Raw genomic sequence first — 24,869 nt, 5'->3', positions numbered from 1 at the left:
TCAGTTCCGCCGCTATGTGCACACAATCCGGGCGTTCTGGCGCGGGCAGCATCAGCTCTGTCAGAAACCGATTGTGGCCCGTCCAGCGTTACACTAACGCCTCTGTATTGGCAAACGATTGCCACGCATAACCACATGAAAAAAATCACGAGTTATAGAATAATCACCTTCAGGGGGGCCCTTTTGTCATGCCGAGTGAGACCGACAGGATGTTCGGGGTCGATCTGGTGACCTTTCACGATCCGGCCTTCTGGGGCGTGGCGGATGAGGCCGGGATCACAGCGGTGGCGGCGCGCGATCCGCATGCCTTCTGGACCCGGATTCTGGATGCTGTCCACCAGACCGGGATCACCGGGATCGAGCTGACATTCCCGCCCTATAGCTGGATCTGCGCGGTTGCAGCCTTTGGGTCGGCAGATGAATTTGCCAGCCAACTCGCGGCGCGGGACCTGTGCCTGTGTTCGGCGTTCTTTGCGGATCTGGCCTTTGCGCCGGATCTGAACGATCCCGCCGCCGTCGCCGGGATCATCGGGCGCGGCGCTGCCGCTGCCGGATTTCTGGCCGCCGCCGGGGCCGATGTCATGGTCGTCGGCCTGCCGATGCGCCAGACGCCGGGTGCAACCCCCGCGCGGCTGTTCGACCTGTCGGCGGCCTCTGCGCTGGCGGATATCGTCAACCGCCTTGGTGTCGCCACCGCCGCCCATGGCGTGAAGATCGCCCTGCACACCGAGGCGCATTCGGTCTTTGCCGCCGCGCGCGATATCGACCTGATGATGCTGCTGACCGACCCTGTCTTTGTCGGGCTGTGCCCCGATACCGCGCATCTGGTGCTGATGGGCGGCGATCCGGTGCAGATCGTCGATCGCCACCACGAACGTGTCCTGATCGCGCATTGGAAGGACGCCACCGGCCCGATGCCGCACGACACGCCGATTGATGACACGATCCACACCCGCCACCAGCGCTATTTCTGCGGTCTGGGCGCCGGTCGCGTGGACTGGCGGGCGTGGTCCGGCCTTGTGACGGCGCGCGGGATCGGGGGCTGGGCGATCCTGGAACTGGACGCCTCGGCCGATCCCGTCGCGGATCTGACGCAGGGGCTGGCCTTTGCGCGACGCGCCCTCACCCGACCTGACCGCTGACTGCCTCATCGCAACAACACGAGACATCATCATGAACATTGCATCCTTTCTGATCGCAGGGACGGCGCTGGCCGCCTTGCCCTGTGCCGTGGCCGCGCAGGACCTGACGGCCGAGGTGTCGACATCCTGGACATCGGGCGGCGAGATGACCGCCGCCGAGGTCATCAAAGACGCCTTCGAGGCGCGCGGCGGAACCTGGGAAAACACCTCGATCGCCGGGTTCGAGAATGCGAATGCCGCGTTTCAGAACCGGGTCATGGCAGGCGATCCGCCCACCGTGCGCCAGTTCGTGCTGGGTCAGGACGCCGCCGCCTATGCGGCCAATGGCATGATGACGCCGATCACCGACATCGCCACAGCGGGCGACTGGGCCAGCGTTCTGCCGGCGGCGATCCATGACAACATCAGCTTTGACGGCGAGGTCTATCTGGCCCCCACCGGCCTGCATGGCGAAAGCTGGATGTACTATTCCCGCGCGGCCTTCGAGGCGGCAGGCATCACCGCAGAGCCGCAGGACTGGGACGCGTTCTTTGCCGATATGGACGCGCTGAAGGCGGCCGGTGTGACGCCCATCGCATGGGGCGGCCAGTCCTGGCAGGAGGCAAAGGTCTTTTACATGATCCTGCTGACGCAGGTGGGCATCGACGGGTTCAACCGGATCTTCACCGGCCAGGACCCCGATGCCATCGCCTCGGACGGGGTGCGCGCGGCATTAAAGATCTTTGGCCGCATGCGCGACTATGTCGATGCGGGCGCGCCGGGGCGCAACTGGAACGATGCGACCGCGATGGTCATCACCGGCCAGGCGGGCGTGCAGTTCATGGGCGACTGGGCCAAGGGCGAATTCACCAGCGCCGGTCAGCAGCCCGAGGTCGATTTCGGCTGCATGCTGGTGCCCTCGACGCCGGGGATGGTGTTCATCACCGACGGGCTGGGCTTTCCGGTCACCAGAGACGACAGCGGGCTGGCCGCACAAAAGCTGATGGCCGAGGTCGTGATGGACCCGGCGGTGCAGGTCGGCTTCTCGCTCAACAAGGGCTCGATCCCGGTGCGCTCTGACGTCGACATGTCGGGCTTTGACGCCTGCGCGCAAAAGGGCATCGCCATGCTGGAGCAGAATGCGCTGGTGCCCGACCCGGCCATCACCGTCCTGCCCGAGCAGGTCGGCCTGATCGCCGATTTCGTGGGCGAGTTCTTTGCCACCCCCGATGCCGACATCGACGCTGCAATGGCCGGTTTCGCCGCGATCTTCGAATGACCCTTGCCGCAGGGGCGCACTCCGCGCGGCCCTGACCACCACGCCCCTGCCAGAGAGAGCCGATGAAACCCGGACTGAGACGCACGCTGGTGCCCTTCCTCGCGCTGACGCCGACATGGGCGGCGGTCGTGCTGGTCTATATCGGCGCGATTGCATGGACGCTGCGCCTGTCCTTCACCGATTCACGGCTGTTCCCGTCATCGAATTTCGTCGGGTTCGACCAGTATGAACGGCTGCTGGGCATGTCGAAATGGACCGGCGCGGTGCAGAACCTTGTGGTGTTCGGCGCGCTTTATGTGGGCGGATGCCTGCTGATCGGCTTTCTGCTGGCGGCGGCGCTGGACCGGCAGGTCCGGTTCGAAAGCATGTTCCGCACGCTGTTTCTGTATCCCTATGCCATGTCCTTTGTCGTCACCGGCCTGATCTGGCAATGGCTGATGAACCCGGTGCTGGGGCTGCAGGCCCAGATGCGCGGCATCGGCTGGGAGGGGTTCACCTTTGACCTGCTGACCCGCCCCGATGTCGCGATCTATGGCGTGGTGATCGCGGGGGTCTGGCAGGGCTCGGGTCTGGTCATGGTGATGCTGCTGGCGGGGATGCGCGGCATCGACGCCGAACAGTGGCGCGCCGCGCGGGTGGACGGCATTCCGGTCTGGCGGACCTATCTGTCGATCATCCTGCCGCAACTGGGCGCGCCGCTGGCCGCCGTCGCCACGCTGTTGTCGATGGGGGTGATCAAGACCTACGACCTTGTCGTTGCCACCACCAATGGCGGCCCCGGCACGGCGACCGAGGTGCCCGCCAAGTTCATCATGGACAACCTGTTTCAGCGCCAGAATCTGGGGCTGGCGACCGCCGCCTCGATCATGCTGCTGCTCAGCGTCATCGTGATCGTGGCGCCGTTCCGCTATGCCAGCTATATCCGCGCCCGGCGCAAGGCAGGTGCATTGTGACCGGCCCCCGCGCCGCCGCAGCGGCCCCGTCCCGTGGCCCCCGCCCGCAGCGGCTGACCCTCGGGCGTCTCGGGCTTTATGCGTTCCTGCTGACGGCGGCTGCGTTCTTTGCGGTGCCGCTGTATGTGATGATCGTCACCTCGCTGAAATCCATGCCCGAAATCCGTCAGGCGCAGATCTTTGCGCTGCCCGCGGCCCTTGACCTGTCCGCCTGGAAAACCGCCTGGAGCGGCGCCTGCGCGGGCGGGACCTGCGAGGGGATCAGCACCGGCTTCTGGGCCTCGGTGCGGATCACCATTCCCTCGGTCGCCATCTCGGTGATGCTGGGCGCGATCAACGGCTATGCGCTGTCCTTCTGGCGGCCGCGGGGCGGCAATCTGATGTTCGGCCTGCTGATGGCGGGGGCGCTGGTGCCCTATCAGGTGTTTCTTTATCCGCTGGTGCGCGGCATGGCGGCGGCGGGGCTGTACAATTCGTGGCCCGGCATCGTGCTGGTCCATGTGCTGTTCGGCCTGCCGCTGGTGACGCTGCTGTTCCGCGCCTATTTCGTCGCCATCCCCGAAGAGCTGTTCAAGGCGTCCCGGCTGGATGGCGCAGGCTTCTGGCGCATCTTTTTCGAGATCATGCTGCCCATGTCGGTGCCGATGATCGTGGTCGCCTCGATGATGCAGTTCACCGGCATCTGGAACGACTTCCTGCTGGGGCTGGTCTTTGCCGGCCGCGACAACCAGCCGATGATGGTTCAGCTGAACAATATCGTCAACACCACCACCGGCGAGCGTCTCTACAACGTCAATATGGCGGCGACGATCCTGACCGCGCTGGTCCCGCTGACCATTTATTTCGTGTCCGGGCGCTGGTTCGTCCGCGGCATCGCCGCAGGCGCCGTGAAAGGATAACCCATGCAAGCCGCCGTTTCTGCCGCCGTTTCTGCCCCCCTCTCTGCCGCTGTCTCTGTCAAGGATCTCAAGGTCGCCTATGGCCCCCATGTCGTGCTGGAAAACATCAGCCTGGATATCCGCCCGCGCGAGTTTCTGGTGCTGCTGGGCGCCTCGGGCTGCGGAAAATCGACGCTGCTGAACGCCATTGCCGGGCTGAATGACGTGACCGATGGCGAGATCTGGATCAACGGCCGGAACGTCACCTGGGCCGAGCCTGCCGACCGGGGCATCGGCATGGTGTTTCAGTCCTACGCCCTCTATCCGCGCATGAGCGTGCGCAGGAATCTGGGCTTTGGCCTGCGCGTCGCGGGCCTGCCCAGGGCCGAGGTCGCCGCGCGGATCGAGCGCACGGCCCGGATGCTGCACCTGACGCCCCTGCTGGACCGGCGCCCGGCGGATCTGTCGGGCGGGCAGCGGCAGCGGGTCGCCATCGGGCGGGCGCTGGTGCGCGAGGTCGATGTGTTCCTGTTCGACGAGCCGTTGTCGAACCTCGATGCCCAGTTGCGAAACGAACTGCGCGTCGAGATCAAGAAGCTGCATCAGGATCTGGGCAACACCATGATCTATGTGACCCATGACCAGATCGAGGCGATGACACTGGCCGACCGCATCGCGGTCATGAAAGACGGCGTGATCCAGCAGCTTGCGCCCCCGGCCGAGATCTATCACCGCCCGGCCACCCTGTTCGTCGCGGGCTTCATCGGCGCCCCGGCGATGAATTTTCTGCAAGGCGAGGTGCATCAGCAGGCGGGCATCTGCCAGTTTCGCAGCGCGGGGCTGGCGATCGGCCTTGACAGCTATCACGGCACGCCCGCGCCCGGCCCCGCCACGCTGGGTTTCCGGCCTGAACATCTGATCGTGCAGGCGCAGGACACAGCCACGGACCCGGACCCGGACGGCAGCATCGCAGGCCGCATCGCCGTGGTCGAGCCGATGGGCGCCGACACCGTGGTCTGGTTCGAGCGCGCGGGCCAGACCCTGTCCTTCCGCGTCATGGGCGATGTCGACCAGACGCCCGGCCAGCCCGTTCAGGCCCGCATCGACATCAGCAAGGCCTCGCTGTTTGCTGCGGACGGACGGCGCATGTGACGTCCCGGCCCCCCATATCCGGGCCCCCAATATCCGGCTCCAGAAAACCCGGTACAGACCGGCAGAACGACATTCGGAAGACCCCATGACTGAAGACATATACGACGCGATTGTCGTCGGTTCCGGCCCCAACGGCTCTTTCGCGGCGAAAGAGCTGACCGGGCAGGGCCTGCGCGTGCTGTTGCTGGAGGCAGGGCCCGACATCACCGACGCCGATTTCGACCCCGACCGCAAGACCGGCCCCGCCTCGGACATCAATATCTGGGAACGCGCGCGCGCGACGCTGAGGGGGCAGGCCGTTCAGGCCCGCGCCGCGTTCTTTTCGGAAAGGCTTGGGCATTTTTACATCAATGACCGCAAGAACCCCTACACGACGCCGAAGGACGCGCCCTATCTGTGGATCCGCGGGCGGCAGGCGGGCGGGCGGATGCACACGTTCGGGCGGGCCTTGCTGCGCTGGACCGACGACGATTTCAGGCTGCGGTCGCGGACCGGACAGGGGGTGGACTGGCCGGTCAGCTATGCCGATCTGGCGCCGTTTTATGACGAGGTCGAAGCGTTTCTCGGCCTCTATGGTCAGACCGATCGCGTGCCGACCCTGCCGGATGGCCGGTACGCCCATGCGTCCTGGCTGACCCCGCCGGAACAGCAGTTCCGGGCCGACATGCGCGCGCGCTGCCCGGATCGTCCGGTGGTGTCCTGGCGCTATATCGCACCAGAGCCGCAGCGCAGGCCCTCACCACTGCGGGCGGCGATGGCCACGGGCCGGCTGACCGTGCGCCATGATGCCATCGCGCGCCGGGTGCTGACCGATCCGCAGTCAGGCCGGGCCACAGGCGTTGAGATCATCGACCGCCTGAGCCACGCGACACAGACCTGTGCCGCACGGTCTGTCGTGCTGTGTGCATCGGCGATTGAAAGCGTGCGGCTGATGCTGAACTCGGCAGGCCCCGCGCATCCCGGCGGCATCGGCAACAGTTCCGGCCTTCTGGGGCGCTACTTCATGGATCAGATGCCCTGCCTTGCGGTTGGCAGCTATGAAAGGTCGCGCGGGGCGTTCGAGGACAGATCCGCCCCGCCGGACCCGTTTTACGGCGCCTCGGGCGGCATTCTGGTCACCCGGTTTGTCGGGCGCGACGGGCAGGCCGCGAACCAGTTCAACTATCAGGGCTCGATCGGGCGGTTTCCCGCCGCCCCCGGCGGCCCGTCGCGCACCAGCTTCTTTGGCTTCGGGCAGATGATGCCAGACCGGGACAACGCCGTCACGCTGGATCCGCGCAGGCGCGACGCCTGGGGCATGGCGGTCCCGCATATCCGCTGCGTCCCCTCGTCACAGGACATGGCGACGCTGGAGACGCAGGAAGAGACATTGCTGGACATCGCGCGCGAAACCGGCGTCGCGTTCGAGTTCATCGGCTCACCGCGTGGTCTGCGCGAATTCGGGCGCGGCGCCTATCCCGACGCGGACTGGCTCAGCCGCACGCTGTTCCGTCTGTGGTTCAGAAAAACCATGATCATGGGGGCCGCGATTCACGAATCCGGTGGCGCGCGGATGGGACGCACGCCGCAGGTCTCGGTGCTGAACGACACGAACCAATGCTGGGACGCACCGAATGTCCTGATCACGGACGCTGCGGCCTTTGCCACAAGCGGGGTCTGGGGCACGACGCTGACGTCAATGGCGCTGACCGTGCGCGCCTGCCGCAATCTGGCCCGCAGGATCAGGGAGGGTGACCCGTCAGACCGCGCCTGACCTGCCTGCATGTCACCGGCGCTGGCGCGGGCGATCAGGATGATCCGGTGGCCTCTGGCCCGGGCGGTACGGGAATGCGCAGGCTGAAGACGGCGCCGCCGCCGGGGCGGGGATCATGGCGGATGGTGCCGCCATGGGCCTCGGCCAGACTGCGCAGCACGGCCAGCCCCAGCCCGCTGCCGCCGCCCTCGGTGCCGCGCGAGGCCTCGGCGCGCCAGAACCGGTCAAAGGCCCGCGCCGCCTGATCGGGCGTCAGGCCGGGGCCGCGATCCATCACGCGCAGGACTGCCATGGCGCCGTCCGTTCCTGTCTCGACCCGCAGCCCGCGGCCACCGGCATAGCGGCGGGCATTGTCCAGCAGCACCGCCAGCATCTGCCGCAGCCGCGCCGGATCGGCTTCCAGCGGGGCGGGGCGCAGATCGGTCTCGATATCGTCCGGTTCGGTCGCAAGGGCCTCGGCCACCAGATGGGCCAGATCCATCGGCTCGGGATGCAGGTGAAATCGCCCGGCATCGGCCAGCGTCAGCAGGTTCAGGTCGTCGATGATCCGGTGCAGCTGGCCCGTCTGCGTCAGCAGCGCGCGCAGGCTGGCCTCGTCCATCGGAAAGATGCCGTCGGCCATGCCGTTCAGCCGCCCGATCAGCACGGTCAGAGGCGTGCGGAGTTCATGGGCGATGGCGGCGTTCGTCTCGCGCAGCTCGCGTTCGGCGCGTTCGACCCCCTCGGCCATGGCGTTGAAATTGCGCGTGAACGCGTCCATTTCGGCGATCCGGCTGGGGCGGCAGACGGCCCGCGCGTCGGTCTGGCCGCGCGCCAGATCCGCCAGCGCGGCGGCCACGGCATCCAGCGGGCGCATCAGGCGGCGGCTGTGGACCATGCCGACCAGACCACCCGCGATCGTGCCCAGCAGCACTGCCCCGGGCATGACCGCGCGGACCTGCCAGCTGGTATAGAAGGCGTTCAGCGCGTTGGACAGCTCGATCCCCGGCCGCCGGTCGTCGTTCAACTGGGCCAGAAGATCGGGCGACAGGCTGGCCTCGAAGGCGCGGAAATTCCACCAGTCGGCCAGCATGACCACACCGAACATCACCCCCACCGCGACCAGCACCGACAGGCCCGCCGCGCGGAACAGATAGCTGGACAGGCGGTTCATGGCGCGGGGTCCAGACGATAGCCGAAGCCGCGCAGGTTCACGACGCGCGCCTGCGCCCCCACCGCAGCCAGCTTGGTGCGCAGATGCGAGATGTGGCTGTCGATCGTGCGTTCCAGCGCGTCGCTGTCCTCCAGCCCGGCGTCCAGCAGCTCGGCCCGGCTGAAGGCGCGGCCGGGTTGCCCCATCAGCACCGCCAGCAGGCGGTATTCGCTGTCGGTCAGGCCCGCGTCGCGGCCATCCGCGCTGACCCGCCGCGCCACCGGGTCCAGCAGCAGGTTCCCCTGCCGCAGGCCCCCCGCCCCCTGTGGCCGGATGCGGCGCAGGACCGCGCCCACGCGGGCCACGACCTCGCGCGGGTTGAAGGGCTTGGTGACATAGTCATCGGCGCCGATCCGCAAGGCGGACAGCTTGTCGACATCCTCGGACAGGGCGCTGACCACGATCACCGGCAGCGCATCGTCCCGGCCCCGCAGGCTGGACAGCACCCCGAACCCGTCGCGGCGCGGGATATTCAGATCCAGCAGCATCAGGTCGGGCCGCAGCGTCGCCGTCAGCATCAGCGCCTGATCGCCGTCGCGCGCAGTCAGGGTGCGATAGCCCGCAGCCTCCAGATAGCGCGACAGGATCAGCGCGATTTCGGGCTCGTCCTCGACGATCAGGATCAGGGCGTTGGGGTCGTCCATGGGGCCTCAGAGCGGTTGCGCAGGGACAGGGATGCATCCCGGCACCGCCGGAGGCAAGGCGTCATGCAGGGCGGCGGCCGCGCGGAACGTCTCGGCGCGGGCGCGGTCCACGTCGCGTTGGGCCAGTGCCACGCTGCGTTCCGCCTCGGCCAGTTCCAGCGCATCGGCCAGCCCGGCGGTCTGGCGCGCGCGCACGCGGCTCAGATCGCCGTCGGCATTGCGCCATCCCGACAGGGCGGCGTCCAGCCCCGCCTCGGCGGACTGGCGCGCGGTCACGGCCTCCAGCGCATCCAGATCGGCGCGGTTGCGGGCGCGCAGCCAGTCGATTTCCGCCTGCGCCACCGACAGCCGCGCGCGGTCGACCGTGCGGCGCGACTGGCCATTGTCCAGCAGCGCGCCCTCGACCCGGACCGCGTTCGTCACCGCCGCCGCATTGCCCGCGATCAGCCCGGCCAGCGTTTTGGCCGTGGCCGCCAGCGACGAGGTCACCACCAGACGCGGGCGCGCGGCGGCCAGCGCCTCGGCGCGGGTGGCGTCCGAGGCGCGAAACCGCAGCCATGCGGCGCAGACCGGCACCACCGCCTGCGTGGCCGCCAGATCGGTGCGGGCAGGCACCGCCGGGCGCGCCGCCGATTTCAACGCGATGGCGGACGGGATGGAGGCCACGCCAAGCGCGCGCAGCCGCGCCTCGGCCAAAGCCACGCGGCCCGAGGCGCTGGCGGCCTCGCTGCGGGCGCGGATCAGGGCCTGCTCGCGCCCGGCCAGATCGGCGCCGGTGATCTCGCCCGCGTCGCGGCGCAGGCGCAACAGGGTCAGGGCGCGGTCCTCGGCCGCGATGTCGCTGCTGGCGCGGGCGGCATCAGCGCGGGCCTCGGCCAGCGCGACCCAGCCCTGCGTGACCTCGCGCGCCAGGGTCCGGCGCGCCATCAGCAGGTCCAGCCCGCTGGCCGAATGCTCCAGCAGGGCCGCACGGAGGGCGGCGTCAAAGCGCCCCGCAAGGTCGGGCTCATAGCGCAGCGCGCCGGTCGCGGACAGCCCGGCGCGGTCGGCTGCGGCGCCCGCGCTGACCCCAGGGCCCGCATCGGCGCGCGCCTGATCCAGAGCCAGATCGGCGGCGCGGAACCGCGCACGGGCGGAGGCTGCGTCAAGCCCCGCGCGATCGGCCTCGGCCAGCATCCGGCGCAGGGCCGGATCGTTGAAATCCAGCCCCCAGACCGGGGCGTCTGCGCGGTGCAGATCGGCGGCGCGCACGGCCGCGACCGGCTGGCCGTCCAGTTCGGGGATGGCGGCGCAAGCGGACAACAGCAGCGCGGCGGCCAGCGTCAGGGTGGACAAACGGTTCATTCCGAGATCCTTGCAATCAGGCGTTGCCCCAGAACCAGCTGCCTGATCTGGTCGTCGGGTCCGTCCAGCCGGACGGAAATTTCCAGAGTGCGCGCCTCGTCGCCGCGTCCGGCCTGACCGGGCTGGGCCGCGACCAGACTGCCAAAGACCGGGGCGACGCGGATCACCGTGCCGGTCAGGCGCGAGCCGTCGTCGCGTTCGCGCAGGATCTCGGCCCGCTGGCCGGGATCGACCAGCCCCACGAATTGTTCGTCCAGCTGTGCCTTCAGCACCAGCGGGCCGTCCGGGGCCAGCAGGAACATCTCGGTCACCGTGCTGGTCGAGGTCCCGTCGCCGGGCCGGGCCGTGCTGCGCACGATCACCCCATCGACGGGCGCACGCACGATATGGGCGTCCGCGTCGGCCTGCTGCACCTTCAGCCGTTCCTGTGCCAGCAGGACGGCCTGACCGGCGATGTCCAGTTCGATCGCGGCGATGCGGGCGGCGCGGGTGGCCTCGTCGACCTGGCGGCGGGGCAGGGCGTCGGCGCGGGCCAGAGGGGCGATCCGGTCGGCCTCGGCCTGGGCGGCCTCGGCGCGGAGGCGGGCCAGAACCTCTTGTGTGCGGCTCTGGTCCAGTTCGGCGGTCGCGATGCCGATCTGGACCTGTGCCGCCTTGTCGGTCAGACGCGCCAGTTCCTGCCCCTTGGTGACGTGATCGCCCTCATTCACCATGACGGCCTCGATCAACCCCTCGCGCTGCGCGGCCAGCCGCATCAGCCCGCCGGTCGGTTCGACCACGCCGCGCGCGACGGCGACCCATTGGGACGCCGCCTCCTGGGACTGTCCGGCCAGGGGCGCGCCCGGCACCCCGTCGGCCTCCTGCGTGCGCCCGGGCTGCGGGGAAAAGAAGGTGCCCAGCAGAAAGATCGCGAACAGGCACAGCATAAACACACGTTTCATCAGGGAGCTTTCATCTGGATGCGGTCGATCCGGCCGGCCCGCATGTGATAAATCCGGTCGGCCCAGGGGCTGAGCCGGTCGTCATGGGTGACGCAGATCACCGTCACCCCGTGGTCAGTGGCCAGACGCCGCAGATGGCGGCTGACCAGATCGCTGTTTTCCGTGTCCAGCGCGCTGGTCGGCTCGTCCGCAAAGATCAGCTGCGGCTGCTTGGCCAGCGCGCAGGCGATGGCCACGCGCTGCTTCTCGCCGCCCGACAGCGCGTCGGGGCGCAGATGGGCGCGGGGGCCAAGGCCCACATCCTCCAGCGCGGCCATGGCGCGGGCGCGGGCAAGGGCGGCAGGGATGCCCATATGGCCCAGCACCAGTTCGATCTGTTCATGCGCGCGCAGGGCGGGAAACAGGATCGAGCCCTGGAACACGAACCCCATATGGCGCAGCCGGAAGGCATCGCGGGCGGCGGGGCGCAGCGCCCACAAGGGCTGGCCAAGCGCGTCGACCCGGCCCGCATCGGGCGCGGTCAGCCCGGCCAGAATCGCCAGCAGCGTGGACTTGCCGCAGCCCGACGGCCCCTTGACCAGCGACAGCGCGCCGCGCGGCAGGGCAATGTCCAGATCCTGCAGGATCTGCACGGCCTTTGCCCCCTTGCCGAAGCGTTTCGACAGGCCCGTGCCCGACAGAACGGCGCCCGACAGAACGCTCAGAACGGTATCGTGTTTCATGGCCCTACCTCAGCAGCGATGCGGGATCGGCGCGGCGCAACCGGCGCAGCGCAAACAGGTTCGAGATCACCACCGTCAGCGCCAGACCCGCCGCCACGCCCGCCGCCAGCGCGGGCGGCAGGTCCGAGGCCACGCCGCGCTGATGCAGCACCCACAGCACCAGCGCGGATGCCACCGCCGTCAGCGCCAGCGCGCCCGCGCTGACATACAGCCCCTGTTTCATCACCACGCCCTGCACCGACCGGAAGCTGATGCCATAGGCCCGCAGCGCCGCATATTCGCGCATGGCACCTGCCACGGCGGCGCCAAGCGTCTGGCTGACCACCATCAGCGTGATGACCAGAGCAATCGCCGATGACGCCAGAAACAGCGTGCCCGCCCCCGATTCCAGCGCCCAGGACCGCACCGTCGAGGCCGCCAGATCATCCGGCATCCAGACGCGGTATTCCGGCACCGGGATGACCTCGGACAGACGCGCGGCGACGGTCTGTGGGTCGGCTCCGGGGCGCAGGCGGGCCAGATAAAAGGCCGCGTTGCCGCCCCCTGATCCGCCCTGCATCACCTCGCGCGCGGTCAGATCCGAGGCGATCAACTGCGTGCCGAACATCGCCCGCACCCCCTCGGCCAGCCCGGCCACCTGCAGGCTCTGGCGGTTGACCCGCACCCGGTCGCCCACCGCCAGCCCCAGCTTGCGCGCATCGGATCGGTCCAGAACGACGCTGCCCGGCTGGGTCAGCCGCTGGCGCAGCGGGGCCGGGATGGCGCGGGCCAGCAGCATCGCCCCGTCCCCCGTCTGCAGCCCCAGCACGACGCCCATCTGGCCGGTCTCGTCATTGTCGCCGATGCTGACATAGTCGGGCGTCGCATAGGCCTCGATCCGGGTGATGTCGGGGTCCAGCCACAGCCGCCCCACGGCCAGCTGGCTCAGGCCCCGGCTCTGATCCAGCGCCACGGCATCGGCAGGCCCGATCCACAGATCGGCCTGACTTTGACGGATCGGCGCGGCGGACAGCGAAAACGCCCCCATCGCCAGCGCCGCCTGAACCACCATCATCAGCCCCGAAATCCCCACGGCGATCACCACCGGAAGATAACGCCGCCAGCCATGCAGAACGGATTTGAGTGCAAGATTTGTCATAAGCCCTTGTGGCAGACAGGTGTGGAGAAAGAATGGAGACCGTGTCGTGATTTGATCGCGACGGCCCGGCCACGGCGATCCGGCTGTTTAATTCCGACACAAATTATCAACTTTACAAGCGCGATCAGACGGCTCTAAATCCGGTCACCGGCCCGGGGCCTGCCTGCGCAGACCAAGCGGTCGACCTTTCGCATCTGCCCCCGGAGAGATATGCCGATGAAACGCCGCCTTGCCCTTGCCCTCTTGTCGACCGCGCTGGTGGCCTTGCCCGCGCTTGCCGCCGATCCGGCTGCCGATCCTGCCGCCGACCCGTCCAGCGTGACCGCGCATTATGCCGACATCGCCCATGCCGGGTATGCCGACAGCCTGCTGACCGCCCGCCGCTTGCGCGAGGCGGTGGCCGCGCTGATCGCGGACCCGTCCGGGCAGAGGCTGACCGCCGCGCGCGCCGCCTGGCTTGAGGCGCGCGTGCCCTATCAGCAGACCGAGGTGTTCCGCTTCGGCAACCCCGTGGTCGATGACTGGGAGGGGCGGGTGAATGCCTGGCCGCTGGACGAGGGGCTGATCGACTATGTCGCCCCGGGCTCGGCGCCGAACGAGGAAAACGACCTGGCGGCGCTGAATGTCATCGCGACGCCGCAGTTCACGCTGTCGGGGGTCGAGGTCGATGCGACGCAGATCACGCCCGAGCTGATCGCCGGAACCCTGCACGAGGCCGACGGGATCGAGGCGAATGTCGCCTCGGGCTATCACGCGATCGAATTTCTGCTGTGGGGGCAGGATCTGAACGGCACCGGGCCGGGGGCCGGCGACCGTCCCTATACCGATTATGTTCAGGGCGATGGCTGCACCGGCGGCCATTGCGATCGCAGGGCCGCCTATCTGATGGCCGCGACCGACCTGCTGATTGCCGACCTCGAAGAGATGGTCGCGGCATGGGATGAGGGCGGCGCCGGGCGTCAGGCCGTGCTTGCCGATCCGCAGGCGGGGCTGATGGCGATGCTGACCGGCATGGGCAGCCTGTCCTATGGCGAACTGGCGGGAGAGCGGATGAAGCTGGGCCTGATGCTGAACGACCCCGAGGAAGAGCATGACTGCTTTTCCGACAACACCCATAACAGCCATTATTACGACGGGATGGGCATCCGGAACGTCTATCTGGGCCAGTATGTCCGCACCGATGGCACCCGGATGACAGGCCCGTCGCTGTCGGCGCTGGTCGCGGCACAGGATGCGGCTGTCGACGCGCAGCTGCGCAATGAGCTGGATGCCTCGGTCGACCGGCTGGCTTCGGTCAAGGCCGCCGCCGAGGGCGGCATGGCCTATGACCAGATGCTGGCGCCGGGCAATGCCCAAGGCGAGGCGCTGGTCATGGCGGCGGTCGATGCGCTGGTCACCCAGACCGCCTCGATCGAGCGTGCCGTGACAGCGCTTGGCCTGTCGGGGATCGCGCTGGAAGGCTCGGACAGTCTCGACAACCCCACGGCGGTCTTTCAGTAGGCGATGCGGATGCGCGGGCATCGGGGGCGGGGTTGCGGGCTGGTGCTGGCCCTTCTGGGCGGTCTGACGGGGTCAGCCCTCGGCCCCGCATGGGGTCAGCCGCTGGATGATCCGCATCTGTCGGTGATCCCCCGCACGCAGGCCGAGCGGGAGCGCATCGCCGCCATTCTGGCGCCTCCGGCCGATTTCACGCAGCCCGAGCCTTTCGAGGCCAATCCCGGTGGCGCGGCGACCGTGCGCGCGCGGGACACGGCGGATGCCTTCAGTCAGGCGTCGGCCAATATGGCCTTTGCGCAAGAGATGGACTTCAAGCTGGGCAATGCGCTGTTTCGCAAGATGTGGGTGGCCTCGCCCGCATCGACGCTGGCCTCGGACGGGCTGGGGCCGCTCTACAATGCGCGGGCCTGTCAGGATTGCCATCTCAAGGACGGGCGCGGCCATCCGCCTGCTGATGAGCGGGACGCGCGCGTGTCGATGTTCCTGCGCCTGTCGGTGCCGGGCGGGACGGCGCCGCAGGGGATCGCGGACTGGCTGGCGACCAGCCCCGACCCCGTCTATGGCGGCCAGCTGCAGGATTTCGCCACATTCGGCCTGCCCGCCGAGGGGCGGATGGAGGTCAGCTATACCGAACAGACCGTGACGCTGGCGGATGGCACCGGGGTGTCGTTGCGTGCGCCGGTCTATGCGATCGGCCAACCGGGCTATGGGCCGCTGTCGCCCGATCTGATGATCTCGCCCCGCGTCGCGCCGCAGATGATCGGGCTGGGCCTGCTGGAGGCGATCCCGGCGGCCGATATTCTGGCGCGCGCCGATCCGGACGATGCCGATGGCGACGGCATTTCGGGGCGGGCGCAGATCGTCATGTCGGCGCGCCACGGGGTGCCGATGTTGGGGCGCTTTGGGCTGAAAGCGGGCAAGCCCACGGTGCTGGAGCAGTCAGCCGCCGCCTTTTCCGGCGATATGGGCCTGTCGAACCCGCTGCATCCCGGACCCTCGGGCGATTGCACCGACCGCCAACCCACCTGCATCGCGGCGCCGCACGGGCAGGACGCGGGCCTGCGCGACGGGCTGGAGGTGGATGGCGCAAGCCTCGATCTGGTGGCCTTCTATTCCCGCAATCTGGGCGTGCCCGAGCGCCGCGGGGTCGGCGATCCCCGCGTGCTGCGCGGCAAGGCGGTGTTCCACACGCTTGGCTGCGCCGGGTGCCACACGCCGAAACATGTCACCCATCGGCTGGCCGACCGCCCGGAACAGAGCTTTCAGCTGATCTGGCCCTATACCGACCTGCTGCTGCACGACATGGGCGAGGGTGTGGCCGACAACCGCCCCGAGGGCCGCGCGACGGGCCGCGAATGGCGCACGCCGCCGCTCTGGGGCATCGGGATGACGCAGACGGTCAGCGGTCACAGCCAGTTCCTGCATGACGGGCGGGCGCGCAACCTGCTGGAGGCGATCCTGTGGCATGGCGGCGAGGCCGGGCCCGCCCGCGATGCCGCCGCCGCCCTGCCCACCGCCGATCGCGAGGCGCTGATTGCCTTTCTGGAGAGTTTGTGATGCCGCTGCTCCGTCTGATCCTGATGCTGCTGGTGGTGGCGGCGCAGACCGCCTCTGCCGACACCGCCGAGGTGATCGACCGCCATATCCTGCCCCGGCACGCGGCATTTGCCGCCAGCACCGCCCGGCTGGCGGCGGCGGCCCGCGACAGCTGTGCGCCCGCGCGGCTGATCCCCCTGTTTCATGCCGCCTATGACGACTGGATGGGGGTGCAGCACATCCGCACCGGCCCGGTCGAGGACGAGGGGCGCGGCCTTGCCATTGCCTATTGGCCCGACCCCAAGGGTCTGGGCCTCAGGGTGCAGCGTGCCCTGATTGATGGCGATGCCGGGGCGCTTGGCCCGGCGGCCTTTGCCCGGCAATCCGTCGCCGCGCGCGGCCTGACCGGGTTGGAGCGGCTGCTGTTTCCCGCGACGCCCTGGCCTGCGGACACCTGCCCGCTGATCCGGGCCACCACCGCCGATCTGGCGCGGCTGGCAGCCGAGCTGGAGGACGGCTGGCGCAGTGAATTCGGCCCGTTGCTGCGCCATCCGGGGGCTGCGGGAAATACCCGCTTTCTGAACCCGGCCGAGCCGCGACAGATGCTGTTCACCCAGATCGTGACGGGCCTGGACTTTGTGAAGGATCAGCGGCTGGGGCGCCCTTTGGGCAGTTTCGACCGTCCCGCGCCCGAACGCGCCGAGGCGCGCGCCTCGGGGCGCAGCCTGCGCAATGTGACGCTGTCGCTGCGCGCCCTGCGCGGGATGGTGGCCGCCCTGTCCGGGCAGGCGCCCCGCACGCAGGCGGCGCTGGACCGGGCGATCGCGCTGGCCGAGGCGCTGCCCGACCCGGTTCTGGCCGGGACCGCGACCCCTCAGGGATGGCTGAAGGTCCAGATCGTGCAACAGGCCGTCGAGGCTGTGCGCGACACCGCAGTGGCCGAGCTTGGTCCGGCTCTGGGCGTCAGCGTGGGTTTCAATGCGATGGACGGGGACTGATGACGACACGGCGTCTGTTTCTGGCGGGTCTGGCCGCCCTGTCGGTGCCGAAACCGGTCTGGGCCGATCTGGGCAGCCCCGCCTGCCTGTCCGCCGGCAGGCAGGGTGATCGCTATGTGCTGCACGGGTTGACCGATACGGGCGAAAGCCTCTTTTCGGTCGATCTGCCGGACCGGGGGCATGCCGCCGCCGCCCATCCCGACCAGCCGCTGGCCGTGGCCTTTGCCCGCCGCCCCGGCAGGTTCGCGCTGGTTCTGGACTGCCTGACGGGCCGCGTCCTCCACCGCCTGACCCCGCCCGAGGGCCGCCAGTTCAGCGGGCACGGCGTCTTCTCCGCCGATGGCCGGGTGCTGTATACCTCCGAGGTGATCGCCAGCACATCCCGGGGGCGGATCGGCCTGTGGCAGACCGGGGACTTCACGCGGATCGGCGAATGGTCCTCGGGCGGGGTGGGGCCGCATGATCTGTTGCGTCAGGCGGATGGCGGGCTGATCGTCGCCAATGGCGGCATTGCCGCCGATCCGGCCGACCGCAGCAAGCTGAACCTCGACCGCATGCGGCCCAACCTGACCCGGCTGACCCCCGAGGGCCGGATCTCGGCGCAGGCCGGACTGCCCGCGGATCTGCACCGCAATTCCATCCGGCATCTGGCCGCGGGTCCCGGCGGGGTGGTGGCCTTTGCCATGCAATGGGAGGGTGATCCGTTCGAGCCGGTGCCCTTGCTGGGGCTGTGGCATCCGGGCAGCGCGCCGGTCCTGTGCCCGCCCCCCGCGTCCGAGGCGCTGCGGATGCAGGGCTATGCCGGGTCCGTCGCGATGACGGCGCAGGGTCTGATCGCGCTGACATCGCCGCGCGGCGGGGTGGTGATGATCCACGCGCCCGACGGACGCCATCTGGCCACCCATCCGCGCGCGGATGCCTGCGGCGTCGCCATGTCGGGCCGGGGCTTTCTGGTCACCGATGGCAGCGGCGTGGTCTGGTCCTGCGACGCGGCGGGGCTGCGCCCGCAGCGCCGCGGCGGCCCCGCATGGGACAACCATCTGATCGCCCTGTCCTGAGGCGGCCCTGACCCGACGCAGCCCGGCCCGACGCAGCCCGGCCCGGCTGATGCCGCTGTCCGTCAGGACGCGCGCCGGGCCTGATGCGCGGTCTCTGGCAGGCTGTCGCCAAGCCGCAGGCTGCGATCGGCCGTCTTTGCGATCAGCCGGGCGTCGTGGCTGACCAGCAGCAATGCCATTCCTGTGTCGCGCGCGGTCTCGGCCAGAAGCTGCGTCACCTCGGCCTGCGTGATCAGGTCCAGCCGCGAGGTGGGCTCGTCCGCGAACAGAAAGACCGGGTCCAGCAGCAGCACCCGCAGCAGCGCAAGGCGCTGCAGCTCGCCGCCCGACACCTCGGTCGGGCGCCGCGTCAGCAGGACCGGCGACAGGCGCAGCCGCTCCATCAGGGGCGGAATGACCGTGCCGTCCAGCCGGTGCCGCCGCACCAGATCGTCCAGCGCCCGACCCAGCGTGACCTGATGCGGAAACGCGCTTGGCGGGTCCTGATACAGCTTCTGAAAGCGCACCTTTGCAATGCCGTCGGCGCGGGTGATCTGCCCGGCATCGGGGCACGCAAGCCCCAGCAGCAGATCGCCAAGCGTTGACTTGCCGCAGCCGCTTGGACCGGCGATGCCGATGATCTCGCCGGGGTGAAGCGTCAGGTCCAGCCCCGCGAACAGCGGCCTGCCGCCGCGTGAGACGCCCAGCCCCCGGGCCTGCAGCACGGGCGTGCCCCGTGGCGGGCGCTGTGGCCGTTGCGGCCAGGCCGAGGGGTCGGCGGCGATCAGACGGCGGGTATAGGTGTGCTGCGGCTGCGACAGGACCTGATCTGCGGGGCCCTGCTCGATCACGCGGCCCTCCAGCACCACGGCCAGATCGCCGCCCATGCGGCGGGCCAGTTCCAGATCATGGGTGATGGTCAGCAACCCGCCGCCCTTGTCGACCTCGCGCATCAGCAGCGCGATGACATCGTCGCGCCGGGCGACATCCAGCCCCTTGGTCGGCTCGTCCGCGACCACGATCCGGGCGCCGCCGGTGCGGGCCGCCGCAAAGGCCACCCGCTGCGCCATACCGCCCGACAGCTGACCGGGGCGGCGGTCGCCCGCGCCCCGCAGGTCCAGTTCGGCCAGATCGCGGTCGGCGGCGGCGGCGGCATCGGCCCGCCCGAGGCCGCGGACAAGCGCGTGCCCTTCGGCCACCTGCGCGCGCGCCGTCATCAGCGGGTCCAGCGACAGCCACGGCTCTTGCGGCAGCACGCCGATCACGCGCCCCCACAGCGCCCGGTGCTGCCCCGGCTGCGACAGGTCAAGGTCATGGCCGTCCAGCACCACCCGCCCTGACGCGCGCAGCCCCTTGGGCAGGGTGCCGATGATCGCCTGTGCCAGCAGGCTTTTGCCCGACCCGGTTTCGCCCAGAATGGTAAAGGGCCGCCCGGCCTGCAGGGTGATCGAGACGGGCGCGACCAGCGTCCGGCGACCGGCATGGACCGAGATGTCGCGGGCTGTCAGCAGAATGGTCATGCGCGGCGGCCTCCGGCGATCAGGTTCAGACCCAGCAGGGTCAGGAAGGTGGCAATGACGGGGATCAGCAGGGCCATCGGCGCCTCGCGGTAATAGGGCAGCAGTTCGACCATCATCAGCCCCAGTTCGGGGGTGGGCGGGCGCATGCCGACGCTGACAAAGCCCAGTGCGGCGATGGTCATGATCGCGGTGGCGGCGCCAAAGGCCGCAACGGTCAGCAGCACCGGCGCCAGATCCGGCCACAGGTGACGGCGGAAGATGTACAGCGGCCCGAACCCCAGCAGCAGCGAGGCCTGCACCCCCGGCGCCGCGATCAGGCGCCGCACGGTGGCGCGGGTCAGGCGGAAATACTCGATCCACAGCACCAGCGTCAGGCCGATCCAGAAGGCCAGCGGGGTCGAGGGGACGATGGCCAGCACGATCAGCACCATCAGCAGACCGGGCAGGGCCAGAAAGCTGTCGGCCAGCAGCGTCATCAGCCGGTCGACCCAGCCGCCGCGCCAGGCCGCCAGCATCCCCACGGCCACGCCCAGCAGCGCCGAGGTCACCACTGCCGCCGCCGCGATCAGCAGCGACAGGCGCAGCGCCGCCGCCAGCCGCGCCATCAGCGAGCGGCCCAGATGGTCATAGCCGAACGGCGCGGTCGCGTCAGGACCGGCCAGCGTGTGGCGCAGGCTCTGGCGCAGCGGATCGACGGAAAACAGCAGCGGGGCAAGGATCGCGAAGGCCAGCACCGCCAGCAGGATCGCCGCACCGGCCCATTGCACCCGCGTCCAGCCGCGCCGGGCGGTCAGCGGCAGATCGGTTGTCACCGCGCTCATGTCCGCACCCCTCTGGGGTCGATCCACCAGGCGATCAGATCGACCAGCGCGTTCAGCGCGACAAAGCCCAGCCCCAGCAGCAGCGCGGTGCCCTGCACCATCGGCACATCGCGGCCAAAGATGGCGTGGACCAGCGCGTGGCCGATGCCGGGCCAGTTGAAGATCGCCTCGATCACCACCACGCCTTCGATCAGCATGGCGAATTGCAGGCCGAGAAAGGTCACCAGCGTCACGCCGATATTGCGCAGCCCGTGGCGGCGGAACATCTGCCCCTCGGACAGGCCCTTCCAGCGGCCAAAGGCATAGAACGCGCTGGAGGCCACGCCGGCCATCGCGTCCCGCGTGATCCGCGCCGAGACGGCGGCCAGCCCCAGCGCCAGCGTCAGGGCGGGCAGGATGAAATGCACGGGCCGCCCGTATCCGGCAGCGGGCAGCCAGCCCAGCTGGACCGAGACCAGCACGATCAGCAGCAGCCCCATCAGGAATTGCGGCACCGAGCGCAGCGCGGTCGACACGACCAGCAGCGCCCGGTCGAACCAGCCCCCCGCACGCAGCCCCGCGATGACGCCAAGCGGTGGCCCCATCAGCAGCGACAGCAGCAACGCGGCCCCGGCCAGCTGCAGGCTGGCGCCCAGCTGGTGGCGGATCTCGTCGATGACCGGCGCGCCCGAGATGACCGAGGTGCCGAAATCCAGCCGCAACAGGTCCATGAACCAGTGCCCGAAGGCCTCAAGCGCGGGGCGGTCCAGACCCAGTTCGGCCCGTACCGCCGCCGCCGCATCGGCATTGACCATGTCATAGCCATAGCGCCCGGCGGCGATGCGAAAGGCCATGTCGCCCGGCAGCGCCTGCATCATCAGAAATGTCAGGATGCCGACCAGACCGGCCACCATCACGGCCTGAGCCAGCCGGTATCCGATCGCGCCGGTCATTCCGCCCACCGCATGTCTTTCAGGCCGATCGTCCGCTCGTAGGGGTCGATCACCGCGCCGATGATCCCCTTCGAGACGGCGGCGGTCTGCTGATACCACGCGACCGGAATGACCGGCAGTTCGTCCTGAAGGATCGCGATGGCGCGGTCGCGGGCCTCTTGCCCGCCCCGGCCCTGTGACAGGTCACGGATCAGGCCGGTGAATTCGGCACTGTTCCAGCCCATCGCGCCCCAGTCGCCGCCCGGCGCGTAATCGGTCAGGAATGTCCCGAGCGGATCGGGCACCAGCGCAAAATTGCGGGCGAACAGCGCAATATCCAGCGTGCCGTCAGCATGGCGCACCGGCACCTCGGACGAGTTGGTCGAGTCGATGGTCACCTCGACGCCGATCTCGGCAAACATCTGCTGCAGCACGGCGGCGCTCAGCGGCAGTTCCGGGCGGTCGGGATAGGTGGTCAGCGTCAGGCTGAAACGCGTGCCCTCGCGGGTCAGGATGCCGTCCGGTCCCGGCACCCATCCCAGCCCCGCCAGCAGCCCGGCGGCGGCGGCGGGGTCATAGGTCAGCGGTTCGACCGTGTCGGAATGCCATTCGCCGATGGACGGGGGCAGGATCTGGTCGGCACCCGCCGGATAGCGCAGGATCGCCAGCGCCAGACCCTCGCGGTCGATGGCCAGCGACAGGGCGCGGCGGGCCTCGGCCTGGTTCAGCGCCGGATGCCCGGCATTGACCTTGAGCAGCAGCGAACGCGGCGTCGGCACCGACAGCACATCGAGGCTGTCCACCGAAGACAGGCGCCGGATCGAGGCCGGATCGAGGTTGAAGACGTAATCCGCGTCGCCGCTTTCGGCCAGCAGGGCGCGGGTCTCGGCCCGGCCCACGGCCTGATAGGTGGCGCGGTCGATGGCGGGGGCGCCGCCCCAGTAGCCGTCAAAGGCCGCGACCTCCAGCCGCAAGGGCGCGTCCATCCGGGTCACCCGGTAGGCGCCCGTGCCGGTCACCTCGGTGACATTTCCGGCCGCGTCATAGGCCGAGGGTGCAAGGATGATCGAGCGGTATTCCGACATGAAGGCCGGCAGCGGCGCAAAGGGCTCGGACAGCCGCACCACCAGATCCCCGGCTTCCTGATCCCCGGTGTCCGCAACGATCGCGGTGATCGGTGCGGTTTCCAGCAGGCCGGGCCGGGACCGGGCCACGTTCAGCGCCGCGGCGACCGCATCTGCCGTCATCGGGCTGCCATCATGGAACATCACCCCCTCGCGCAGCTGAAACCGCCATTCCAGCCCGTCCTCCGAGACCTGCCACCCGGTCGCCAGACCCGGCATCAGCTGCCCCCCGGCATCGGTGTTCACGAGGGTCTCGCCCACATCCATCTTGATGAACACATTGCCCGAGGTGGACGGGTCCGCGCCCTTGATCTCGAACGGGGCGACGACGTCGACGGACCCGTCGCGGGCTTCGGCAGCCGATGTCAGGGCCGCCGCGAGCGCCACAGAGGCGAGAAGTCTGGAGAGCATGGGGTGATCCTCAATGATGGGCAGTGCGTTATTAGATAACATAACTATGTGACGCAAGACCGTTTGCTGTCCGCAATTCTGCTGTCTGCCCCGTCACCGGGGCATGCGCGTCGGGGTGACACCGGCCTGACGGTGATCCGCCATCGTCGGACTTTGTCAGCGCGCAATAATGTGATATTAAAGGCTCATTATCCGCAGTTTTCTGTCGGAGTTCCGGTATGCTGAGTGAGCGTTACGCGGCCCTTTGCGCCCCAACCCCCGCACAGACCGTCATGCCCGGTGCGTCCGGCGACGCATCGCTGATCGTCGAACTGGTCTTTGCGGCGCCATTGCCGCCGGACGAGGTGGCCGCCCGGATCGCCGTGGCGATGCCCGGCAGGCCGGTCACGGTCGCCCCGGCCTTTGGTGGCGAGACCGACCGCTTTCACTTTGCCACCTTCCCCGGGCTGGAGGCGCGCGGGCGCGAGCCGCAGGCCTTTGCCTTTGCCCGCGCGCTGTCAGAGGCGGTCGGCGCAAGCGAGGCAAACCCGGTGCTGGAGGATGGGCTGTACGGCGCGGCCGCGCTGGGGGCGGATGAGACCGAAAGCTTCATCAGCCTGTGCGAGACGCCGCGCGTCAATCTGCGCCCCTTCGGCTGGGTGCATCCGCGCCTCCGGACACCGCAGGCCTGGGCGCAGACGCGCGGCAAGGGCAGTCTGGTGGCGGTGATCGACACCGGATATTCCTCGCATCAGGAGCTGAACGGCGTCATCCGCAGTCACGGCCAGCTGAACCTTGTCGAGGGCGGCACCGATGCCCGCGACCGTTTCAGCACCGGGCTGATGACCAATCCCGGGCATGGCACGCTGGTCTGTTCGGTCATCGCCTCGCGCGGGACGGCGGATGCCTCGGGCGCGACGGGCGGGCCGGGGGCGATCACCGGGGCCGCACCCGAGGCGGATGTGCTGCCGATCCGGGCGATCCGCTCGGTCGTCAGCTTCCGGCAGACCACGATCCCGGTCGCGATCACCCATGCGGTCCGCTCGGGCGCGGCGGTGATCGCCATGGCGCTTGGCGGCCCCACCCGCGTCGCCGCGACCGAACGGGCGCTGCGCGAGGCGGTGGCGGCAGGGGTGGTGATCGTCTGCGCGGCCGGAAACTGCTGGCCCTCGGTCGTGTTTCCCGCAGCCTATGCGGCGCAGGGCCTGTGTACGGCGGTGGCGGCGCTGCGGCAGGATCTGACGCCATGGCCCAAGACCGGGCGCGGCGCGCAGGTCACGCTGTCGAATTTCGGCGAGAATGTCTGGGGCGCCGCCAAGAACCGGGCGGCAGATCCCGACAACGGCATCCGCGCCTCGCAGGGGACGACGCTGGCGACGTCGCTGACGGCGGGCTGCGCGGCGCTGTGGGTGGCCCGGCACGGCGGGCGGGCGGCGCTGAAGGCGGTGGCCGATGCACGGGGCACCACGGTGCAGGCGATGTTCGTGCGCTGCGCGGTCGGCGGGCTGACCCCGCCCGCGGTCTGGAACGGCGCGCGCAATCTGGGCGCCGGGGTGATGGATGCCGAACGCCTGCTGGCCGCCGCCCTGCCTGCGGGGGCCGGGGCACATGAGGCACTGCCCGACGCCGCCCTGCCGCCCGAAGGGGTCGAGCCGACCTCGGCCATCCTCGTCAGCCATCTGGCGCTGGAACGGCCCGAGGCGCTGGATGACTATGGCCCCGCCGTCGCGCCCTTTGCGGGCGAGTTGCTGTGGCTGTCCTATCGCGCGGGCGCGCGGCGGCGCGTGGTCGAGGACGGGCTGGAGGCGCTGGCCCCCGAGGCGGTGTTGCGCCCCGATGAGCCTTCGGACGAGCTGCGCGCGGTGATCGCCGACCGGCCGGCGCTGCGGGCGCTGGTGCGGGCCTTCTGAGGGCGCGC

21 protein-coding genes are annotated in these 24,869 nt (G+C 69.5%); 11 read left to right on the top strand and 10 right to left on the bottom strand.

Annotated elements, in window-relative coordinates:
- Positions 1-188: 188 nt before the first annotated feature.
- The 6 genes from ACK41U_RS01790 (at position 189) to ACK41U_RS01765 (ending at position 7,136) form a co-directional block, all read left to right on the top strand.
- Positions 189-1,142 (top strand): sugar phosphate isomerase/epimerase family protein, encoded by a 954-nt coding sequence (locus ACK41U_RS01790; RefSeq protein WP_409675036.1) that lies wholly within the window; start codon positions 189-191, stop codon positions 1,140-1,142.
- A 31-nt stretch (positions 1,143-1,173) separates the two neighbouring features.
- A complete protein-coding gene (locus ACK41U_RS01785) occupies positions 1,174-2,400 on the top strand; it encodes an ABC transporter substrate-binding protein (RefSeq protein WP_409675033.1) in 1,227 nt (408 codons plus the stop codon).
- 62 nt (positions 2,401-2,462) lie between these two features.
- Positions 2,463-3,353, top strand: a complete 891-nt coding sequence (locus tag ACK41U_RS01780) for a carbohydrate ABC transporter permease (protein ID WP_409675030.1) — start codon at positions 2,463-2,465, stop codon at positions 3,351-3,353.
- Positions 3,350-4,252 (top strand): carbohydrate ABC transporter permease, encoded by a 903-nt coding sequence (locus tag ACK41U_RS01775; RefSeq protein WP_409675027.1) that lies wholly within the window; start codon positions 3,350-3,352, stop codon positions 4,250-4,252. The genes ACK41U_RS01780 and ACK41U_RS01775 overlap by 4 nt, the downstream gene beginning before the upstream one ends.
- A gap of 3 nt (positions 4,253-4,255) precedes the next feature.
- On the top strand, positions 4,256-5,383 hold the full coding sequence (locus ACK41U_RS01770; protein WP_409675024.1) for an ABC transporter ATP-binding protein: 1,128 nt from the start codon (positions 4,256-4,258) through the stop codon (positions 5,381-5,383).
- A gap of 85 nt (positions 5,384-5,468) precedes the next feature.
- A complete protein-coding gene (locus ACK41U_RS01765) occupies positions 5,469-7,136 on the top strand; it encodes a GMC oxidoreductase (RefSeq protein WP_409675021.1) in 1,668 nt (555 codons plus the stop codon).
- Between the two features lie 34 nt (positions 7,137-7,170).
- On the opposite strand, the gene ACK41U_RS01760 is transcribed toward ACK41U_RS01765, so the two are convergent.
- Genes ACK41U_RS01760 through ACK41U_RS01735 form a run of 6 tightly spaced genes read right to left on the bottom strand, consistent with a single transcriptional unit; the run spans position 7,171 to position 13,117 of the window.
- A complete protein-coding gene (locus ACK41U_RS01760) occupies positions 7,171-8,289 on the bottom strand; it encodes a sensor histidine kinase (RefSeq protein ID WP_409675018.1) in 1,119 nt (372 codons plus the stop codon).
- Complete coding sequence (locus tag ACK41U_RS01755; RefSeq protein WP_409675015.1) at positions 8,286-8,972, bottom strand: response regulator transcription factor; 687 nt, start codon at positions 8,970-8,972, stop codon at positions 8,286-8,288. Before ACK41U_RS01755 ends, ACK41U_RS01760 begins: the two co-directional genes overlap by 4 nt.
- A gap of 6 nt (positions 8,973-8,978) precedes the next feature.
- On the bottom strand, positions 8,979-10,316 hold the full coding sequence (locus tag ACK41U_RS01750) for a TolC family protein (protein WP_409675012.1): 1,338 nt from the start codon (positions 10,314-10,316) through the stop codon (positions 8,979-8,981).
- Positions 10,313-11,257, bottom strand: a complete 945-nt coding sequence (locus ACK41U_RS01745) for an efflux RND transporter periplasmic adaptor subunit (protein WP_409675009.1) — start codon at positions 11,255-11,257, stop codon at positions 10,313-10,315. The genes ACK41U_RS01750 and ACK41U_RS01745 overlap by 4 nt, the downstream gene beginning before the upstream one ends.
- Positions 11,257-11,979: an ABC transporter ATP-binding protein gene (locus ACK41U_RS01740; protein ID WP_409675006.1), complete on the bottom strand. Its 723-nt coding sequence runs from the start codon at positions 11,977-11,979 to the stop codon at positions 11,257-11,259. Before ACK41U_RS01740 ends, ACK41U_RS01745 begins: the two co-directional genes overlap by 1 nt.
- 4 nt (positions 11,980-11,983) lie before the next feature.
- Positions 11,984-13,117 carry an ABC transporter permease gene (locus tag ACK41U_RS01735; protein ID WP_409675003.1) on the bottom strand — a complete coding sequence of 378 codons (1,134 nt, stop codon included), beginning with the start codon at positions 13,115-13,117 and terminating at the stop codon, positions 11,984-11,986.
- Positions 13,118-13,333: 216 nt separating this feature from the next.
- Here ACK41U_RS01735 and ACK41U_RS01730 point away from each other — a divergent pair, with 216 nt between their 5' ends.
- The 4 genes from ACK41U_RS01730 to ACK41U_RS01715 are packed head-to-tail and all read left to right on the top strand — an operon-like array spanning position 13,334 to position 18,206.
- The gene (locus ACK41U_RS01730; protein ID WP_409675000.1) at positions 13,334-14,617 is read left to right on the top strand and encodes an imelysin family protein; all 1,284 of its coding nucleotides are present in this window, start codon (positions 13,334-13,336) and stop codon (positions 14,615-14,617) included.
- A 3-nt stretch (positions 14,618-14,620) separates the two neighbouring features.
- Positions 14,621-16,171 carry a di-heme oxidoredictase family protein gene (locus ACK41U_RS01725; RefSeq protein WP_409674997.1) on the top strand — a complete coding sequence of 517 codons (1,551 nt, stop codon included), beginning with the start codon at positions 14,621-14,623 and terminating at the stop codon, positions 16,169-16,171.
- Positions 16,171-17,148, top strand: a complete 978-nt coding sequence (locus tag ACK41U_RS01720; RefSeq protein ID WP_409674994.1) for an imelysin family protein — start codon at positions 16,171-16,173, stop codon at positions 17,146-17,148. The genes ACK41U_RS01725 and ACK41U_RS01720 overlap by 1 nt, the downstream gene beginning before the upstream one ends.
- On the top strand, positions 17,148-18,206 hold the full coding sequence (locus tag ACK41U_RS01715) for a DUF1513 domain-containing protein (RefSeq protein ID WP_409674991.1): 1,059 nt from the start codon (positions 17,148-17,150) through the stop codon (positions 18,204-18,206). The genes ACK41U_RS01720 and ACK41U_RS01715 overlap by 1 nt, the downstream gene beginning before the upstream one ends.
- Positions 18,207-18,268: 62 nt before the next feature.
- Here the strand turns inward: ACK41U_RS01715 and ACK41U_RS01710 are convergent, their stop codons facing one another.
- Genes ACK41U_RS01710 through ACK41U_RS01695 form a run of 4 tightly spaced genes read right to left on the bottom strand, consistent with a single transcriptional unit; the run spans position 18,269 to position 22,972 of the window.
- Entirely contained in the window at positions 18,269-19,705 is a 1,437-nt protein-coding gene (locus tag ACK41U_RS01710; RefSeq protein WP_409674988.1) for an ABC transporter ATP-binding protein, read from the bottom strand.
- The gene (locus ACK41U_RS01705) at positions 19,702-20,526 is read right to left on the bottom strand and encodes an ABC transporter permease (protein ID WP_409674984.1); all 825 of its coding nucleotides are present in this window, start codon (positions 20,524-20,526) and stop codon (positions 19,702-19,704) included. Before ACK41U_RS01705 ends, ACK41U_RS01710 begins: the two co-directional genes overlap by 4 nt.
- Positions 20,523-21,458, bottom strand: a complete 936-nt coding sequence (locus ACK41U_RS01700) for an ABC transporter permease (RefSeq protein WP_409674981.1) — start codon at positions 21,456-21,458, stop codon at positions 20,523-20,525. The genes ACK41U_RS01705 and ACK41U_RS01700 overlap by 4 nt, the downstream gene beginning before the upstream one ends.
- On the bottom strand, positions 21,455-22,972 hold the full coding sequence (locus tag ACK41U_RS01695; protein WP_409674979.1) for an ABC transporter substrate-binding protein: 1,518 nt from the start codon (positions 22,970-22,972) through the stop codon (positions 21,455-21,457). Before ACK41U_RS01695 ends, ACK41U_RS01700 begins: the two co-directional genes overlap by 4 nt.
- 272 nt (positions 22,973-23,244) lie before the next feature.
- On the opposite strand from ACK41U_RS01695, the gene ACK41U_RS01690 reads away from it, so the two are divergent.
- On the top strand, positions 23,245-24,861 hold the full coding sequence (locus ACK41U_RS01690; RefSeq protein WP_409674976.1) for a S8 family serine peptidase: 1,617 nt from the start codon (positions 23,245-23,247) through the stop codon (positions 24,859-24,861).
- Positions 24,862-24,869 lie beyond the last annotated feature (8 nt).

The organism is Paracoccus sp. (in: a-proteobacteria), assembly GCF_046289755.1.
GTDB lineage: Bacteria > Pseudomonadota > Alphaproteobacteria > Rhodobacterales > Rhodobacteraceae > Paracoccus.
The sequence above is the reverse complement of the archived record's forward strand: the minus strand, read 5'-3'. Positions and strand labels throughout refer to the sequence as shown.